Genomic DNA, 16,856 nt, shown 5'->3' with positions numbered 1-16,856 from the left:
AGAGCATGCGTTCGCCGTTCAGTCCCAAGGACCATTTACTGGACCTCGACGGTATCGAGATTGCTGTGCGCTGTTGGGGCCCGGAAGAGGGGATACCGGTACTGGCCCTGCATGGCTGGCTGGACAACGCCGCCTCGTTCGAGCGCCTGGCACCGATGCTCGATGGTTGCTTCGTGGTGGCGCCCGACCTGGTCGGCCATGGCCGTTCCGACCATCGTCGTCATGACAGTGGCTATTACCTGTGGGAACACGCCCAGGACATGCTGGCTGTGGTCGACAGCCTGGGCCTGGCGCAGTTTCATGTGCTGGCCCATGGCATGGGCACTGGCGTAGCGTCGCTGCTGGCGGCCATGACCAGTGGCGTTGCCAGCATGACCTTCCTCGACGGCATGGGTGCACCGTTCACGGTGGCCGAGGATGACCGCGTGCAGCACCTGGCACGGGCCTACCGGCTCAAGCGCATGGTACAGCGCAGCCAGTTGCCGGGTTTTGCCGAGCCGGACGCGGGCCGCTTCGACGACCTGGACACCGCCCTGGCGCAACGCCGCGAACGCCTGGACACCGAGCTGTCGGAGGGTGCCGCACGGCTGTTGGCGTTGCGCGACCTGCTGCAACTGGGCGATGGCTATTGCTGGCGCCACGATCCACGGCTGGTGCTGCCCGAACCCATGCCGCTGACCGAGCGCGAAGCCTGCGACCTGCTCAGCCAGATCCGCTGCCCGTTGTACCTGCTGTTTGGCCGCCAGGGCGCATTCACTGGTGAGGCCTTTGTCCGGCGTCAGGCCGCCTTGCCCAGCCAGGCGAAGGTTTCCTGGCACCCGGGCGGGCACCACTTCCACCTGGACGCCCCGGACCGTGCGCTGGTCGACCAACTGCTGCGTATCTTGACGCGCCATGAAGGGGGCGTGCTGCAACGGTTGGTTAACGAGTAGCTGATTCTGGCCACGCCGGGCGAAGCTGGGCTATGGTGGCGACGGTACTCGCACACACGGCATAAGGAGCCCGGCATGCGACCGTTCGCTATCAAGCACATAGACCATCTTGTTCTGCGGGTCCGTGACCTGCCGCGCAGTGTTGCCTTCTACACCGAGCTGCTGGGCTGCAATGTCAGCCGGGTGCGCGAAGACCTGGGCATGGTGCACCTGGCCACGGGCACAGCGATGATCGACCTGGTGACCCTGGACGGCCCGCTGGGCCAGCCAGGCGGGGCGGCACCGGGGGTGGAAGGGCGCAACCTGCATCACTTCTGCCTGCGGATCGAGCCGTTCGACGAGGCCGCACTGACGGCCTACCTGGAGGCCGCCGGGGTAACGGTAGAGCCTGCGGAAAAGCGTTATGGCGCCGAAGGCGAAGGGCTCTCGCTGTACTGCTACGACCCGGATGGCAACCAGGTCGAGTTGAAGGGGCCGGTGGCGGAGGCGGTATGAGCGGCCTGCACATTCGCGAGCACTGGATCGACACCGCGTCAGGCAAGCTGTTCGCCCAGCAGTGGGTGCCGCTGCAGGCACAGGGGGCGCCTATCGTCCTGTTGCACGATTCGCTGGGTTGCGTGGCCTTGTGGCGCGACTTCCCGGCGCAGCTGGCGCAGGCTACCGGGCACCAGGTGATCGCTTACGACCGCTTGGGCTTCGGTCGTTCCGACGCACACCCCGGCAGGTTACGCCTGGGCTTTGTCGAGAACGAGGCGCAGCAGGGCTTCACGGCCCTGCGCGAGTACTTTGACATAGCTGATTTCATTGTCTTCGGTCACAGCGTTGGCGGCGGAATGGCCGTGGCCTGCGCTGCGGCATTCGCCAGCCAGTGCATGGGGTTGATCACCGAGTCGGCGCAGGCCTTTGTCGAAGCCCGCACACTTGAAGGCATTCGGTCAGCGGACCAGCAGTTTGCCGAGCCTGGGCAACTGCAGCGGCTGGAGCGCTACCACGGCAGCAAGGCCCAATGGGTACTGCGCGCCTGGGTGGACAACTGGCTGGCCGAGGATTTTGCCGACTGGAACCTGGATACCGTTTTGGCGCAGGTTCGCTGCCCCTTGTTGAGCCTGCATGGCGATAACGACGAGTTTGGCTCGTCGGCGCACCCCGAACGACTGGTGGCGCTGGCGGGTGGGCCTGGAGTGGCGCGACTGCTGCAAGGCTGTGGGCATGTGCCACACCGGGAGCAGGCAGAGGTGGTGCTGGCGGAGGTCGTGCAGTTCTTGTGGTAACGGTTTTTTCAAGCCAACGCGGGCGATTTGCAGGCGCGGCCATGCATGCGCCGTTCTTTCAAGCGCTCACCTGGGCTGAGGCTCAACACTGGCGGCTCCTGACTACCTGGAGTCGCCCATGCGCACCCTATACGCCCCACTGTTCTTCTTCGGTTTCATTGCCGCCGCCTTGTCATTGGCAGCCCATCCGTTGTGGCTGGTGCCACTGCTGGCCAGCGCAGTGCTGCTGTCATTCGCCTGTGAGCGGCTCATGCCTTACAAGGCTGCCTGGAACCAGGCACAAGGCGATGGCCGTCGCGACCTGTGCCATGCGCTGTTCAACGAGTGCCTGACCCTCGCCAGCGTGGCAGCCATCCCGCTGCTTGCCCACTGGCTCCCGGAAACGGGCCTGTGGCCGGGCCACTGGCCGTTGGCCTTGCAGTTGCTGCTGGCCATTGCCTTGGCCGACCTGGGCATCACGCTGGTGCACTACGCCAGCCATCGCAGCCCGCTGCTGTGGCGGCTGCATGCGGTGCACCACAGTGTCACCCGCTTGTACGGCTTCAACGGTTTGATGAAACACCCTATACACCAGTTGCTCGAAACCTTGGGGGGCACCTTGCCGTTGCTGCTGCTTGGCTTGCCCGTCGAGGTGGCATCGCTGCTGGCGTTCAGTGTGTCTATCCAGCTGTTGCTGCAGCACAGTAACGTGGACATGCATATTGGCGGCTGGCGCCATGTGTTCGCCTGGGCACCGGTGCATCGCTTGCACCACCTGAAGTACGGCACTACCGGCGACGTCAACTTTGCGCTGTTCTTCCCCCTGTGGGACCGCCTGCTTGGCACGCGGCTGTACCTGCCAGGCTATACGCTGGCGGACGACGACATGGGTATCGGTGATCGGCCGGACTATCCGCAGGCGTACCTGGCGCAACTGCGTGAGCCGTGGGCAAGCGCAGATGTTCAGCCACCGGCGGTATTGCCGGCAGGCCTGCGTCAGGCGTTAGCCGAACGTACGTAGGCGCAAGCGGCGCAAAGCGGTACCTGGGCTGAGGCCGAATTGCTGGCGAACGCTGCGGGTGAAATGCGCCGAATCGGCAAACCCCGCCGCCAATGCCGCTTCGGTCAGGCTGGCGCCGCCCAGCGCCTGTTGCAGGGCCATGCGCAAGCGCTGCCACAGCACCAGCCGGCGCACGGACAATTTCAGTGAGCCGCTGAACAGGCGTTCCAGTTGGCTGAGCGACAGCGCAACAGTGCTGGCCAGTTCCTGGGCCGGCAAGGCCTGTTCGTCGAGTGCGCGGATGCGCTCGAGGGCTTTTCTCAGGCGCGGGTCGAGCGGCCGGCGCGGCCAGTGCATGAGGCACTCTGCCAGTTGCTCTGCGCTGTTGCCGGCTTGCTTGCAGGCTAGGGCAAGGTCTGCCAGGTCGAAGGCCAGCGGTTCGGCAAACACGGTTAGGCACGGTACGCCATGGCTGAGGATGGCATGGGGTTGCCGCGACGCGATGAACACCTGTGGGCCGCTGCAAATCCGCTCGCCTAGGCGCACCTCGACATCCGCACCAAGGCCCACAAGCACCTGATGCGCGTAATGCACATGGCTGTCGGTCCTGCCCAGCGTAGACCGCAGCAGGCAGTGATCGTCCGCCAACCAGATATCGCCCTGCCAGCCGGGTATTGCCGTGTCGTCCATGCTGCCCTCTGGTGTATGGCCAGGCGGGTGGATATCCCGGCAATCCCGATTATGCTTCATTTACCTTGCTGCGATCCGAGGCGGCCCGCCTCGTCGTGCTTCGCGCAACCCAAAGCAAGCCCCAGCGCCTGGGTGCGACGGTGAAGTGGTTGTGAGGTGCTCCGGCCTGCATGACGACATGACGGAGGCAACCCATGGCGGTTCTCGACAGCGCATCCACGGGCAGTAGCGCGCCCCAACGCGGTATCACCAAGGAGGAGCGCAAGGTCATCTTCGCCTCGTCCCTGGGCACGGTGTTCGAATGGTACGACTTCTACCTGTACGGTTCTCTCGCCGCGATCATCGCCAAGCACTTCTTTGCCGGGGTCAATGAAACCACCTCGTTCATCTTCGCGCTGCTGGCGTTCGCCGCCGGGTTTGCGGTAAGGCCGTTCGGCGCCATCGTGTTCGGCCGGCTGGGCGACATGATCGGGCGCAAGCATACCTTCCTGATCACCATTGTCATCATGGGCCTGTCGACCGCACTGGTGGGCTTGCTACCCAGCTACAGCGCGATTGGCGTGGCTGCGCCGGTCATCCTGATTACCCTGCGCCTGCTGCAAGGCCTGGCCTTGGGTGGTGAATACGGCGGCGCGGCCACTTATGTGGCCGAACATGCACCCAAGGGCCGACGGGGCTTCTTCACCGCCTGGATCCAGACCACGGCCACGTTGGGGCTGTTCCTGTCGTTGCTGGTGATCATGGCGTGCCGCACCGTCATGGGCACCGAGGTGTTCGAAGCTTGGGGCTGGCGGGTGCCGTTCCTGTTGTCGATCTTGCTGCTGGCGATTTCGGTGTACATCCGCATGCAGCTCAACGAGTCGCCGGTGTTCATGAAGATGAAGGCCGAAGGCAAGGCGTCCAAGGCACCGCTGACCGAGTCGTTCGCCCGCTGGGACAACCTCAAGGTGGTGATCATGTCGCTGCTGGGCGGTACCGCAGGGCAGGCGGTGGTGTGGTACACCGGGCAGTTCTATGCGCTGTTCTTCCTGTTGCAGATGCTCAAGATCGAGCCGCAGACCGCCAACCTGCTGATTGCCGGCTCGCTGCTGATCGGCACGCCGTTCTTCATCTTTTTCGGTAGCTTGTCTGACCGCATTGGCCGCAAGAAGATCATCATGGCCGGCTGCATCATCGCCGCGCTGACCTATTTCCCGATCTTCAAGGCGTTGACCGAGTACGGCAACCCGGATGTGTTCGTTGCCCAGGAGCAGAACCCGGTCGTGGTGGTGGCCGACCCTGGCCAGTGCGCATTCCAGTTCGACCCGGTGGGCAAGGCCAAATTCACCAGCTCCTGCGACATTGCCAAGAGCCTGCTGGCCAAGCGCGCCATTCCCTATACCAACCAGGCGGCCGAGCCTGGCAGTGTGGCGCAGATCCGCATTGGTGAGCGGGTACTGCCCAGCTTTGAAGGCAGCAGCATGGCCGCCGCGGACTTCAAAGTGCAGAGCGAGGCCTTTACCGCCACCTTGAGTGGTGCGTTGAAAGAGGCCGGCTACCCGGAAAAGGCCGACCCGGCGAAGATCCACTACCCGATGGTGCTGTTGCTGCTGACCCTCCTGGTGATCTACGTGACCATGGTCTACGGCCCGATTGCCGCCTGGCTGGTGGAGCTGTTCCCGGCGCGTATCCGCTACACCTCGATGTCGCTGCCTTACCACATCGGTAATGGCTGGTTCGGCGGCTTTCTGCCGACGGTCGCGTTTGCCATGGTGGCGGCGACCGGGGATATCTATTACGGCTTGTGGTACCCGATCGTGATTGCGGTGATGACGGCGGTGCTGGGGATCTTCTTCCTGCCGGAAACCAAGGACCGTGATATCAACCACACCTGATTAATGAAGTTGCCTGTAAGTGTCTCTTCGCGGGTAAACCCGCGAAGAGACCCGCAGAGGCTATCAATCGAAATAGCCACGCAGGCCAAAGGCATATCCTGTATCCACCTCCGTCGCCTCACCCCGGCTCCAGCGCTTCTTCAACACGAACTCGAACGCCGGCTCGTACAAGCCTTCGCGCACCAGCGCCCCGGCCAGCACCTCCACGTCGTACCAGCCATTGTCCAGCTCGATGATCGGCCGTCCCGGTACCTGGTAGCGGGCCATCAGGTCACCCAGAGTCTTGGGTGTGAAGTGCTGCAGGATGCGCCAGGTATAGAGCATCACAGCACCGTGCTCGACGCGCAGCACATAGCCATTGCGCCGATGTTTCAGGCGGCTGCCGGCTTCGCGCAGGGCCGGTGTGTAGCCATCAAGGGTGAACAGGATGCGATAGGGCAGGTTGTCGACCCCGGCCAGCGGCAGCACGATGCCTTCGCGCACCGCTTTGTCGCCGCTGTCGTCGTGAGTGAAGGCGTAGGCCAGGTCGTCCGGTAGCTCGTGCTCCTGCTTGAAGCGCTCTAGCAACTGGATATCGCCAAGCAGGAAGTAATCGACCAGGTCGTTGAGGACTTCGCGGAATTCGTGGCGCATCTGTTTTCCTTATTGGTGCGCTTAGGTTGGGGGCTTTCAGTGTTTCTGGGCGATCTGGATCAAGTTGCCACAGGTGTCATCGAACACGGCCACCGTGACGGGGCCCATGTTGGTGGGTGGTTGGGTAAACTGCACGCCCGCCGCGCACAGCCGGGTGTATTCGGCCTGGATGTCACGTACGCCGAACGAGGTGGCGGGAATACCGTCCTGCTTGAGCGCGGCCTTGTAGGTTTTGGCGGCCGGGTGCGCGTCGGGTTCCAGCAGCAGCTCGACGCCATTGGGGTCATTGGGCGAAGTCAGGGTCAACCAGCGGTGCCGGCCCATGGGGATGTCGTGCCTGGGCTCGAAACCGAGTACGTAGTGGTAGAAGGCCAGAGCCTTGGCCTGGTCGTCGACGAGAATGCTGGTGACCACGATCTTCATAGGCGTACACCGTGTTCCTGATGCCGTTGGGTATCAGTAAAGACGTTTGGGGGTATTTAACCAGTTCGCTGTGGGCCTGCCGTGAGGGTGTTTCCAAATGGGTTGGTGCAGACGCCAGCATTTAAGTTGTTCGGGCAACACAATTCAAACCAGGAGTGAACACCATGCAAGAAGAACCCATGGATCAACTGCCCGATACCTCTGAAGCGTCGCTAGAGGACAATGCTCAACAACCGGAAAGCCTTTCCAGGCGCAAGCGGAGTGTCACCACTTCCGTGGGATTGCAATGCGAGGCAGGCTACAAGATGGTAGGTGACGACTGCGTGATGATAGCGTCGTTCGAGTGAACCGACGTGGAGGGGTGCAGGGCACCCCCCCCCCACAAAAACCTGCTCAAGCCATAGGTAAATCCTTCATCACCCAGCCCCCACTTTGCGTTCGCGAGAGGTAAAGTGTCAGGCATGATCCCAGCGCCGACAGGCGTCAATGAGGTGCCCGTGGCTGCTTATACCCTGCGACAACTCAAGTACTTCGTTACCACCGTGGAGGCTGGCAGCGTTGCCGAGGCCTCGCGCCAGCTGTACATCGCCCAGCCGTCCATTTCCACCGCCATCAAGAGCCTGGAAGAAAGCTTCGGCGTGCAACTGTTCATCCGCCACCACGCCCAAGGCGTGTCGCTGACGCCCAGCGGCAAGCGCTTCTACGCCAAGACCCGAGCGCTGCTACAGATGGCCCACGAGTTCGAGCAGAACGCCCTGGCCGACAACGACACCGTGGCCGGGCAGATCGATATCGGCTGTTTCGAAACCGTGGCACCGTTGTACCTGCCTCGTTTGATCGCCGGCTTTCGTCAACGCTACCCTGGCGTGGATATCCGCCTGCGCGACGGCGAGCAGCAGGACCTGATCCAGGGCCTGACCGCCGGTACCTTCGACCTGGCGTTTCTCTATGACCACGACCTGGATGGCACCATCGAGGCCGAGCCGTTGATGCCACCGCAAAAGCCTTATGTGCTGCTGCCGGAAAACCACCGCTTTGCCGGCCAGGCCCAGGTGTCGCTGCGCGACCTGTGCCCGGAGCCGATGATCTTGCTGGACGTGGCCCCCAGCCGCACCTATTTCGTCAGCCTGTTCAACGAAATGGGGCTGACGCCAAACATCGTCTTCAGCTCGCCGTCAATCGAGATGGTGCGCGGCATGGTCGGGCAGGGCTTTGGTTTTTCGTTGCTGGTCACACGGCCGCACACGGAGTACACCTACGACGGGCAGCGCTTGGCAATGCTGGACATTACCGAGCCAGTGGCGCTTTCTGGGCTGGCTGCGGCGTGGTTGAAGCGCGTGCAGCTGACCAAGCCTGCGCAGTTGTTCGTGGAGTTTTGTCGGGAAGAACTGGCGAAGTTCTGAAGCTGAGCACGCCATGCCTCACCGGCAGGGGCATGGCGTGCCGGTTGCTCAGGGGTTGACCTGATAGCCGCGCCCCTGCAGGCAGCCGCTGTAGGCGCTGGCATGGGCCTGGGTTTTTGCCTGGTCCTGGCTGCGCCTGTCCTGACGCCGGTCCTGACGCTGGCGCATGCCTCCGACCGCGGCACCGGCGGCGGCCACTTCGCCGGCACGGTTCTGCCGGTACTGCTGCTTGGCGTCGTCACCTACCCGGTCATACAGCTCGTCGTGCTGGTTACCGCGTACCTGCGCGCCTACCGCGCCGGCGGCGGCACCCGCGGCCGCACCGCGTACCCGTCCACCGACATGCGGGTCGCTGGACGTCGCCGTGCTGTTCGCGGCATTGCTGGCGACGGTATTGCAATCGTTGATATCCAGTTGCATCTGCTGGCTGCTCTGGCCCTTGAGCGGCACCACCGACTGCGCCTGGGCCGCCGATGCCGCGCACAGCAGTAGCAGCAGGTAACTCCACGTGAACGTACGCATGGCACACCTCCACTGGGCGGAAAGCCCGCTTCACAGAATAGTTCGGCGGTAAGACGGTGATAGGCAAAACGACCGGAAATCGGCTCGGCATGCCAAACGGCTGGCAGTTTTTGCCGTTTCGCCTACACCTGATAGCAAGGAAGAACGGCAAGCGCTCGACAGGAGTCGACACGCGGCACAGCCCGCATACCCCCCTGCGCACACTCCGTTTACACACGCTTTCGATCAACCCTGGCCAAACGGCCTGGGATGTACGCGTTCGCTCGGCAAAAAGCCGGCAGGGAGGTGCGCCACACGCCATTCACTCACCCGTGACAGCCGGCCGCGTTCGGGCGAACTCGGCCCAAAAACAATAAAGGAGTCCCTGCATCCGCCATGGGCACGCGCCCTGTCGATGCCAGGAGTGCAGCCGATCAAGGAGATCATCGATGAACCAGCCCCAAGGAACACTTGCCACACTGGCCATGACGGCCACACTGTACAGCCTCGCCGCACAGGCCGGTACCTATCCGGACTATGGCTACGCGCCACCCGACAGTTACGAAGGGACCAAATTTACCCTCAGCCAAAACTATCCGACGTCACCGCCCAATGGCGTGCCGGCGTTCTTCGGCAAGTTGCCTGCCAAGCGCGACAACAACTTCGAGACATGGCGCCCGTACATGGAGGCTGCGAAGCGCTATTGCCTGGAGGGCAACGTCGAGGCTGACTGGTATGTGCAGCACAACAAGGTTCGGCAGTGGTACCACATGCCGTGGCAGCATTACGGCCCGCTGGGGCGTGAGGGCATACACGGGCTGACCAAGGAGGCGCAGATTCAGGTCAAGCAACTGGCCAGCACGCAGACGGCCACCGGTCAAACCTATGCCGTGGGGATTTATAACGACATTGGCGCCTACACCATTGGGCAAGTCTGGAAGGACCCGAACAACCCAGACCCGAGCCATACCGCCCAACCCAACAGCTTTGCCAACGGCACGGTGGTGTGCAAGGCGCTGTTCGCCGACATCGACCGCAGCACGGTGCCGTTTCTGGCCAACCCGGTGCTGTGGCAGGGCTATATCACAGACACGTTCACCTCGGCCAACCGCAAGCTCAAGGACGTGGCGTTGATCCAGATGGACGTAGCCGTGCGCGACACGCGTATTGCCGAAACCGGGTGGATCTTCGGTACCTTCCAGTACAACGGGGCCATGAGCGGCAAGGCCAGCTGGGACAACCTGGTGCCGGTGGGCGTGATGTGGGGCAACGACCCTCAGGTGACCAGCAATGACTACACTAACCCACAGCCCACCCAGACCCGTATCAACAAGGCACTGCAACAGACCGCCATCAACGCCGATACCCGTGAACTGCCGCCTACCCACCTGGGTTGGAACGGTCGACTCAATGGGCCGGTGGACAACCCCAACAGCTCCTGCCTGAGCTGCCACGCCACCGCCGAGGCGCCGCAGGTGGCGATCATGAACCCATTGTTCCAGAAAAACCCACCGAAACCGGGCTCCGCCGAGTGGATGAAATGGTTCCAGAACATCCCGGCGGGGCACGCCTTCACCCCAGGTACGCAAAGTACCGACTACAGCTTGCAGATGTCGGGTGGCCTGGTGAACTTCTACCAGTGGAAGTGCGACATGAGCGGTATCTATGCGGACGGCAGCAATGCCTGCGCCAAAGTGGCCAGCATGAAGTTGAAGATGTCGGTGCCGGGCAAAGCCGCACAGCAGCCCGTGCAGCGTGTAATGCGTGATCCAAGCCTGGAGCAGTTGCTCGAGTAGCGCTGGGCTAACCTCCGGGCAGCCGTTGCCCGGAGGTTTGCGACGATGGGCACACCCGCTGACGCATTGCGCTTTTCCCGTCTAGGCTTGCTGACGTAGGTGCTGCCTGCAGGTCTATCCGTGGGAACCAACATGACCCAGCCCCAAGATCTGATCATTTGCGAATACTGCGACACGGTGTACCAGCGTGTGCCATTGCTCAAGCACCAGCGTGCCCTGTGCCCGTGCTGTGGCGGCGTGCTGTACCGGCATACGTCGCTCACCATCGAGCAGCGGCTGGCGTTGAGTGTGACCGGTGGCGTCCTGCTGGTATTTGCCAATGCTTACCCGGTCATGACCATCGGGATGCAGGGGCTAACCCATTCGGCGACGTTGTGGGACGCGGTGCAGATCCTCAGCCACGGCAGTATCACCTTCATCGCCTTGGTCATGGCGTTGTCGATCATCTTCGCACCGCTGTTGCAGATTGCCTTGTTGTGCTGGGTGTTGAGTTTTGCCTTGGCCGGCCAGCGTGCCCCCGGTTTTGCCCTGTGCATGCGTGGCCTGGAAAGCCTGCGACCGTGGAGCATGCTGGAGGTGTGCCTGCTGGGGGCGATGGTGGCGGTGATCAAACTGGCGGGGTTGCTCGATGTAATCCCCGGTATCGGCCTGCTGGCGCTGGCCGCGCTGAGCATGCTGATCATCCATATTGCCGGCAAGGACATCCGCGACTTGTGGGAGCAGGTATGACAACCCCGGCCAACGCAGACGACCTTGGCTTGTGCCTGTGTCATGGCTGCGGCCAGGCCTGCGACATGAGTGGCGGTGCGCACACCTGCAACCGTTGCGGCGCGGCCATTCACCGACGCAAGAGCAATGCCATCAGCCGTGGCTGGGCGTTTCTGCTGGCGGCGCTGGTGTTCTATATCCCCGCCAACCTGCTGCCGGTGATGCACACCGAAATGCTCGGCAGTGGCAGCGACAGCACCATTGGCGGTGGTGTGCTGGAATTCTGGGAAGCCGGGGCCTGGGATATTGCGCTGATCATCTTCATTGCCAGCGTGGGTGTGCCCGCGATCAAGTTTTTCTCCCTTGGCCTGCTGCTGTACACCGCCCAGCGTGGTTCCACCTGGGCTTGCCGACAGCGTTCGCAGTTGTACCGCTTCGTCGAGCTGATCGGCTACTGGTCCATGCTCGACGTGATGGTGGTGGCGCTGGTGGCGGCGCTGGTGCAACTGCGCGGGCTGGGCACCATCGAGCCACGGGTGGGTATCCTGTTTTTTGGCATGGTGGTGGTGCTGACCATGTTCTCTGCAATGAGCTTCGACCCACGCCTGATCTGGGATAGCCATGCCAACGAGGGAGGCCGCATTGATGGGGCAACAGACTGACAAGCGCGACGGTACAGGTCAGGTTGACGTGCGCACACGGCGCTGGGGGGTGTCGCTGGTCTGGATCGTGCCGATTCTGGCTATCCTGATCGGCGCATCGCTGGTGGTACGCAACTGGATGCAGCAAGGGCCGGTGATCACCATTTCCTTCCACAGCGGGGAGGGGTTGGTGGCGCACAAGACCCAGGTGAAATACCGCAGCGTGGTGATTGGCGAAGTGACCACGGTGGACCTGGCCGAGGACAAGAAGAGCGTGGTGGCCAACGTGCAGCTGTCCAACGATGCCCGCTCTTTTGCCACCCAGGGCGCGCGCTTCTGGGTGGTGCGACCGCGCATCGGCGTAGGCGGGGTTTCCGGGGTGGACACGCTGCTTTCGGGCAGTTTCATCGGGGCTGATTCCGGTGAGTCGAAAGTGCCGGAAAAGTCCTTCGTCGGCCTGGAGCTGCCGCCGCCGATCACCTATGACGAAAAGGGCAAGCGTTTTGTCCTTACCGCCAGCGATCTGGGCTCGCTGGATGTCGGCTCATCGATCTACTACCGCAAGATCCCGGTCGGTGAAGTGGTCTCTTTTGCGCTGCAGGACGATGGCAAGGGCGTGGAGATTGGCGTGTTCGTGCAAGCCCCCTACGACAGCTTCGTCACCGCCGACACGCGCTTCTGGAATGCCAGTGGTGTCGATATGCAGATTGGCGCCAACGGGCTGAAGGTCGATACCGAGTCGTTATCATCGATCCTGGTGGGGGGGCTGGCCTTTGGTTCGCCCGATTTCGCCCCGCAAGCCGAGCCAGCTGCCGACCAGGCCCGCTTCCAGCTATTTGCCGACCGCGACTTGGCGCTGGCCCCTCCCCACGGCCAGGCGCAGTACCTGCAACTGCGCTTCGACCAGGCCATGCGCGGCTTGTCGGTGGGTGCGCCGGTGGAGTTCAAGGGTGTGGAGTTTGGGCGTGTTACCTCTATTCAGCTCGATTACGACGCCGCCAGGCAGACCTTCCCGGTAGTGGTGGATGCAGTAATCTACCCGCAGCGCCTGGGGCCGGTGCACCGCAAGATGCTGGCGGTGTTCAAGCACACCGAAGGCGACATGGATGGTGCGCGGGAGCTGATCGGCACGTTTGTCGAGCATGGCCTGCGGGCCCAGGCGCGCAGCGGCAACCTGATCACTGGGCAGATGTTCATTTCCCTGGATTTCTACCCCGATGCCCCCAAAGTCGCCTTCGACATGGCCGCCAACCCCATCATCATCCCCACGTTGCCGGGTAGCCTGGAGCAGTTGCAGGAGCAGCTGCAGCGGGTCGTGGAACGCATTGCCAAGCTGCCGCTGGAAAGCATCGCCGGCAACCTCGACGGCAGCCTGCGTGAGCTGCGCGCCAGCCTCAAGCAATTCAATGGCCAGACACTGCCGGATGTAAAAGTGGCGCTGGACGAAGTGCACAAGACCCTGCGCACCGCCAACTCGGCCATTTCCGAGGACTCGCCGCAGCGCGAGCGAATGGGCGAAACACTGGATGAGCTGGAACGCATGTCACGTTCGCTGCGTGACCTTGCCGATTACCTGGGCCGCCACCCCGAGTCACTGATTCGTGGCCGGCCGAAAGCGGCCGGGCCCGCAGACCTTGAGCCCTGAGGAGACAGCCGATGCAACGACTACGCAATGTTTGTGTGGCTAGCCTGCTGGTATGGCTCGGGGGCTGCAGCAGTACGCCGAACAACTACCACACCTTGGTACCGAGTGAGCCGGCGCGTGACAGTGGCCAGCGCATCCAGGTGGTCAGGGTGGTCGTCCCGCCCCAGGTCGACCGCCCACAGTTGGTGGTACGCGAAGGGCAGAGCGGCCTGGCCATCCTTGAGACGGAATGGTGGGGGGCCAACCTGGTGGATGAGTTCCGCAGCGCCCTGCAAGACCAGTTGGGTGGCCCGGCGGGCGGCGGCAAGGCGGCTTTGCGGGTGGATGTGCAGCGCTTCGACACCGTGCCGGGGCGTTACGCCTCGCTGGAGGCCGTTTGGCGCCTGAAGGTGGCGGGGCAGGCTGAGCTGACCTGCCGCACCTCGGTGCAGACTGCGGCTGACAACAGCATCACCAGCCTGGTGAATGCGCATCAGGCCAACCTTCGCAAACTGGCCGAGGCGGTGCGGGGGAGTGCCGGGCGGGGTAGTTGTTCGCCTGTGGCCTGACCCTACATAGAGCCGTTGTGGGAGCGTCTCCTGCGAACCCAGTGCTTTACATTCAGTGCGTATGATAATAGGGTTTTAATCATACGCAATGAATGTAAGTGTGCTTTCGTTCGATAAGGAGAGTCGACCCATGTTCACGACCTACCGCGCGCTGTTCCAGTCACGCGGCACCCTTGGCTTTACCCTGGCTGGTCTGTTGGCCCGCCTGCCGTTGCCCATGACCGGCATCGGTATCATCACCATGCTCGCGCAACTGCACGGCAGCTACGCCCTGGCCGGAGCGGTGGCGGCCACGTTCGTGCTGACCTACGCACTGCTGTCGCCACAGGTTTCCCGTCTGGTCGATCGCCATGGCCAGCGCCGCGTGTTGCCGGCCGCCACCGCGCTGAGCGTGGCCGGTTTGTTGTTGCTGCTGGCGTGCGTCACCTGGCAGGCGCCGGCCTGGTGCCTGTTCCCCGCTGCAGCGCTGGCCGGCTGCATGCCCAGCCTGTCGGCAATGGTACGGGCGCGCTGGACGGCGCTGTACCGCGATACGCCACAGCTGCAGAGTGCCTTTTCGCTGGAAACGGTGCTCGATGAGGTCACGTTCATCGCCGGCCCGCCCCTGTCGGTCGGGCTCAGCGTGGCCTTGCTGCCCCAGGCCGGGCCATTGGCCGCCGCGCTGTTGCTGGCCATCGGGGTATTCGCCTTGGTCGTGCAAACGGGCAGCGAACCCCCGCTGCAGGCTGATGACTCGACCGGCCACCAGCGGGTTGCGGTGATCGCTCAGGCGGACGTGCGCCTGCTGGTCCTGTTGATGGTGGCCATGGGCGTGATCGTGGGCAGCGTCGATATCGTCAGCGTGGCATTCGCTGAACAGGCCGGCATGCCGGCGGCAGCCAGTGTCGTGCTGTCGTGCTATGCCATTGGCTCGTGCGCGGCGGGCCTGCTGTTCGGTGCCGTGAATCTGGCGGCGCCTTTGCACAGGCTGTTGTTGCTCGGCGGCCTGGCGACGGCGGCCAGTACCGTGCCGCTACTGTTGGCAGGCAACCTGTTCGGGTTGGCTGCTGCCGTGTTGCTGGCCGGGCTGTTTTTCGCACCAACCCTGATCGTGGCCATGGCCCTGGTGGAGCGTCTGGTGCCCGCCAGCCAACTGACCGAAGGCATGACCTGGCTGCTGGCCGGCTTGAATGTTGGCGTGGCATTGGGCGCTGTGGCGTCAGGGCAGGTGGTCGACGGGTTGGGCGCCAGCGCCGGTTTCCAGGTGGCGTTGGCGGCCGGGGCGTTGGTGTTGCTGGTTGCCCTGTGGGGCTATCGGCGCTTTGCTCAGGCTCGCCGCAGCGGCACCTCGCGCAGCAACCAGGACAGTGCGAAGGCCACGCTGGTGATCCCCCCAGCCAGCATGAACACGCCATGCATCGCCCCGGAAAACGCCAGCAGGTAACTGTGTTGCAGGGCGGCGGGCAGGGCGTGCACGGCGGCTGGTGAAAGGCTCGCCGGGCCACCGGCGCTGGCGGCGAAATCGCTGGCCAGGCCGCCTAGCAGGGCATGCGAGAACAACGCGCCGAACAGCGAAACGCCGATGGCGCCGCCAATCGAGCGGAACAAGGTCGCCCCGGAGGTGGCCACGCCCATATGGCGCGGCTCGACGCTGTTCTGCACCGCCAGGATCAACACCTGCATGACCATGCCCAGGCCGGCGCCCAAAAGGCCCATGTACAGGTTCATCAGCGCCATGGGCGTGTCCAGCTCAAGCCGGCTCAGCAGGCCCAGGGCAACCACTTGCAGCAGGGTGCCAAGGATCGGGAAAACCCGGTAGCGGCCCCAGCGGCTGATCAGTCGCCCGGTAATCGCCGACACCACCAGCAGGCCACCCATCAACGGCAGCATCTGCAGCCCGGCACTGGTCGGCGTGGCGTCTTTCACCACCTGCATGTACAACGGCAGGAAGGTAACCGCGCCGAACAGCGATACCCCGACGATAAAACCGATCAGCCCGGCAAGCACGAAGGTGCGGTGGCGGAACAGGTGCAGCGGCATGATCGGCTCTGCGGCGCGGCGTTGCTCGAGGACGAAACCGACCAGGCCGATCAGGGCGAACAGCGACAGGCACAGCATGTCCAGTGACTGCCACGCCAGCAGGCTGCCGCCCAGGCTGGTGATGAGCACCAGGGCACCCAGTGCCACGGTGAGGAAAAATGCACCGATGTAGTCCACCTCATGCCGCACCAGGGCCACATGCGGGCGAAACACGCTGCCGATCACCAACAGCGCCAACAGGCCCAGCGGCAGGTTGATGTAGAAAATCCAATGCCAGGACAGGTGCTCGACCAGGAAACCGCCGATCAGTGGCCCGACCACAGTGGCGAGGCCGAACACGCCACCGAACAGGCCTTGGTAGCGGCCACGTTCGGCGGGCGGGATGACATCGCCGATCGCGGCCATCGCCACCACCATCAGGCCACCACCGCCCAATCCCTGCAGGGTACGAAAGGCAATCAGCTGGGCCATGGTCTGCGCTGCGCCACACAACGCCGAACCCAGCAGGAACACCACGATGGCGACCTGAAGCACACGCTTGCGGCCGAACTGGTCGCCGAACTTGCCATACAGTGGCACCACCACCGTGGAGGCCAGCAGGTAAGCGGTGACCACCCAGGACAGCCAGCGCAACCCACCCAGGTCGCTGACGATGGTGGGCAGCGCGGTCGATACGATGGTCTGGTCGAGTGCGGCCAGGAACATCACCAGCATCAGGGCTGCCAGCAGCAGTGGGATGGAGGTTTGCGCGTCCGTTGCGGCGGGGGAGGTATCGGTGGATATCGGTTGCACG

The 16,856-nt window shown here is 63.4% G+C and carries 18 protein-coding genes; 13 read left to right on the top strand and 5 right to left on the bottom strand.

The genetic code is table 11. From position 1 onward, the window contains the following. Window positions 1-5 precede the first annotated feature (5 nt). The 4 genes from ACNQP3_RS17005 to ACNQP3_RS16990 all read left to right on the top strand — a co-directional run bounded on the left by ACNQP3_RS17005 (window position 6) and on the right by ACNQP3_RS16990 (window position 3,203). Entirely contained in the window at window positions 6-932 is a 927-nt protein-coding gene (locus ACNQP3_RS17005; protein WP_012272922.1) for an alpha/beta fold hydrolase, read from the top strand. 75 nt (window positions 933-1,007) lie between these two features. Beyond that, on the top strand, window positions 1,008-1,427 hold the full coding sequence (locus ACNQP3_RS17000) for a VOC family protein (RefSeq protein WP_060492899.1): 420 nt from the start codon (window positions 1,008-1,010) through the stop codon (window positions 1,425-1,427). Next, window positions 1,424-2,203: an alpha/beta fold hydrolase gene (locus tag ACNQP3_RS16995; protein ID WP_264316254.1), complete on the top strand. Its 780-nt coding sequence runs from the start codon at window positions 1,424-1,426 to the stop codon at window positions 2,201-2,203. Before ACNQP3_RS17000 ends, ACNQP3_RS16995 begins: the two co-directional genes overlap by 4 nt. A 118-nt stretch (window positions 2,204-2,321) precedes the next feature. Continuing rightward, a complete protein-coding gene (locus ACNQP3_RS16990; protein ID WP_060514693.1) occupies window positions 2,322-3,203 on the top strand; it encodes a sterol desaturase family protein in 882 nt (293 codons plus the stop codon). On the opposite strand, the gene ACNQP3_RS16985 is transcribed toward ACNQP3_RS16990, so the two are convergent. After that, on the bottom strand, window positions 3,186-3,872 hold the full coding sequence (locus tag ACNQP3_RS16985; protein ID WP_264316253.1) for a helix-turn-helix domain-containing protein: 687 nt from the start codon (window positions 3,870-3,872) through the stop codon (window positions 3,186-3,188). The two genes, ACNQP3_RS16990 and ACNQP3_RS16985, sit on opposite strands and share 18 nt — an antisense overlap. Window positions 3,873-4,066: 194 nt before the next feature. Between ACNQP3_RS16985 and ACNQP3_RS16980 the strand changes: the two genes are divergently transcribed. Further along, a complete protein-coding gene (locus tag ACNQP3_RS16980; protein WP_012272917.1) occupies window positions 4,067-5,746 on the top strand; it encodes an MFS transporter in 1,680 nt (559 codons plus the stop codon). Window positions 5,747-5,809: 63 nt separating this feature from the next. On the opposite strand, the gene ACNQP3_RS16975 is transcribed toward ACNQP3_RS16980, so the two are convergent. Both ACNQP3_RS16975 and ACNQP3_RS16970 read right to left on the bottom strand, forming a co-directional pair. Next, window positions 5,810-6,379 carry a hypothetical protein gene (locus ACNQP3_RS16975; protein ID WP_012272916.1) on the bottom strand — a complete coding sequence of 190 codons (570 nt, stop codon included), beginning with the start codon at window positions 6,377-6,379 and terminating at the stop codon, window positions 5,810-5,812. A 36-nt stretch (window positions 6,380-6,415) separates the two neighbouring features. Beyond that, complete coding sequence (locus ACNQP3_RS16970) at window positions 6,416-6,802, bottom strand: VOC family protein (RefSeq protein WP_012272915.1); 387 nt, start codon at window positions 6,800-6,802, stop codon at window positions 6,416-6,418. 164 nt (window positions 6,803-6,966) lie between these two features. Between ACNQP3_RS16970 and ACNQP3_RS16965 the strand changes: the two genes are divergently transcribed. Beyond that, window positions 6,967-7,149 (top strand): hypothetical protein, encoded by a 183-nt coding sequence (locus ACNQP3_RS16965; protein ID WP_041166532.1) that lies wholly within the window; start codon window positions 6,967-6,969, stop codon window positions 7,147-7,149. A gap of 150 nt (window positions 7,150-7,299) precedes the next feature. Next, window positions 7,300-8,205 (top strand): LysR family transcriptional regulator, encoded by a 906-nt coding sequence (locus tag ACNQP3_RS16960; protein WP_041166739.1) that lies wholly within the window; start codon window positions 7,300-7,302, stop codon window positions 8,203-8,205. Between the two features lie 48 nt (window positions 8,206-8,253). On the opposite strand, the gene ACNQP3_RS16955 is transcribed toward ACNQP3_RS16960, so the two are convergent. Beyond that, window positions 8,254-8,727, bottom strand: a complete 474-nt coding sequence (locus ACNQP3_RS16955) for a YMGG-like glycine zipper-containing protein (protein ID WP_012272913.1) — start codon at window positions 8,725-8,727, stop codon at window positions 8,254-8,256. A gap of 428 nt (window positions 8,728-9,155) precedes the next feature. On the opposite strand from ACNQP3_RS16955, the gene ACNQP3_RS16950 reads away from it, so the two are divergent. The 6 genes from ACNQP3_RS16950 to ACNQP3_RS16925 all read left to right on the top strand — a co-directional run bounded on the left by ACNQP3_RS16950 (window position 9,156) and on the right by ACNQP3_RS16925 (window position 15,467). Next, window positions 9,156-10,502: a hypothetical protein gene (locus tag ACNQP3_RS16950; protein ID WP_069942381.1), complete on the top strand. Its 1,347-nt coding sequence runs from the start codon at window positions 9,156-9,158 to the stop codon at window positions 10,500-10,502. Between the two features lie 132 nt (window positions 10,503-10,634). Continuing rightward, the gene (locus ACNQP3_RS16945; protein WP_012272911.1) at window positions 10,635-11,231 is read left to right on the top strand and encodes a paraquat-inducible protein A; all 597 of its coding nucleotides are present in this window, start codon (window positions 10,635-10,637) and stop codon (window positions 11,229-11,231) included. Next, on the top strand, window positions 11,228-11,872 hold the full coding sequence (locus tag ACNQP3_RS16940) for a paraquat-inducible protein A (protein WP_012272910.1): 645 nt from the start codon (window positions 11,228-11,230) through the stop codon (window positions 11,870-11,872). Before ACNQP3_RS16945 ends, ACNQP3_RS16940 begins: the two co-directional genes overlap by 4 nt. Next, complete coding sequence (locus tag ACNQP3_RS16935) at window positions 11,856-13,496, top strand: intermembrane transport protein PqiB (protein WP_012272909.1); 1,641 nt, start codon at window positions 11,856-11,858, stop codon at window positions 13,494-13,496. The genes ACNQP3_RS16940 and ACNQP3_RS16935 overlap by 17 nt, the downstream gene beginning before the upstream one ends. 11 nt (window positions 13,497-13,507) lie before the next feature. Further along, window positions 13,508-14,044 (top strand): PqiC family protein, encoded by a 537-nt coding sequence (locus ACNQP3_RS16930; RefSeq protein ID WP_012272908.1) that lies wholly within the window; start codon window positions 13,508-13,510, stop codon window positions 14,042-14,044. 130 nt (window positions 14,045-14,174) lie between these two features. Then, window positions 14,175-15,467 carry an MFS transporter gene (locus ACNQP3_RS16925; RefSeq protein ID WP_264316252.1) on the top strand — a complete coding sequence of 431 codons (1,293 nt, stop codon included), beginning with the start codon at window positions 14,175-14,177 and terminating at the stop codon, window positions 15,465-15,467. Here the strand turns inward: ACNQP3_RS16925 and ACNQP3_RS16920 are convergent. Beyond that, on the bottom strand, window positions 15,350-16,855 hold the full coding sequence (locus ACNQP3_RS16920; protein WP_012272906.1) for an MDR family MFS transporter: 1,506 nt from the start codon (window positions 16,853-16,855) through the stop codon (window positions 15,350-15,352). The two genes, ACNQP3_RS16925 and ACNQP3_RS16920, sit on opposite strands and share 118 nt — an antisense overlap. Window position 16,856 lies beyond the last annotated feature (1 nt).

The organism is Pseudomonas sp. LFS074 (assembly GCF_047978165.1).
GTDB classification, from domain to species: Bacteria; Pseudomonadota; Gammaproteobacteria; order Pseudomonadales; family Pseudomonadaceae; genus Aquipseudomonas; species Aquipseudomonas putida_P.
Note: the sequence above shows the minus strand (reverse complement) of the source record. Positions and strands in the feature narration are given on the sequence as shown.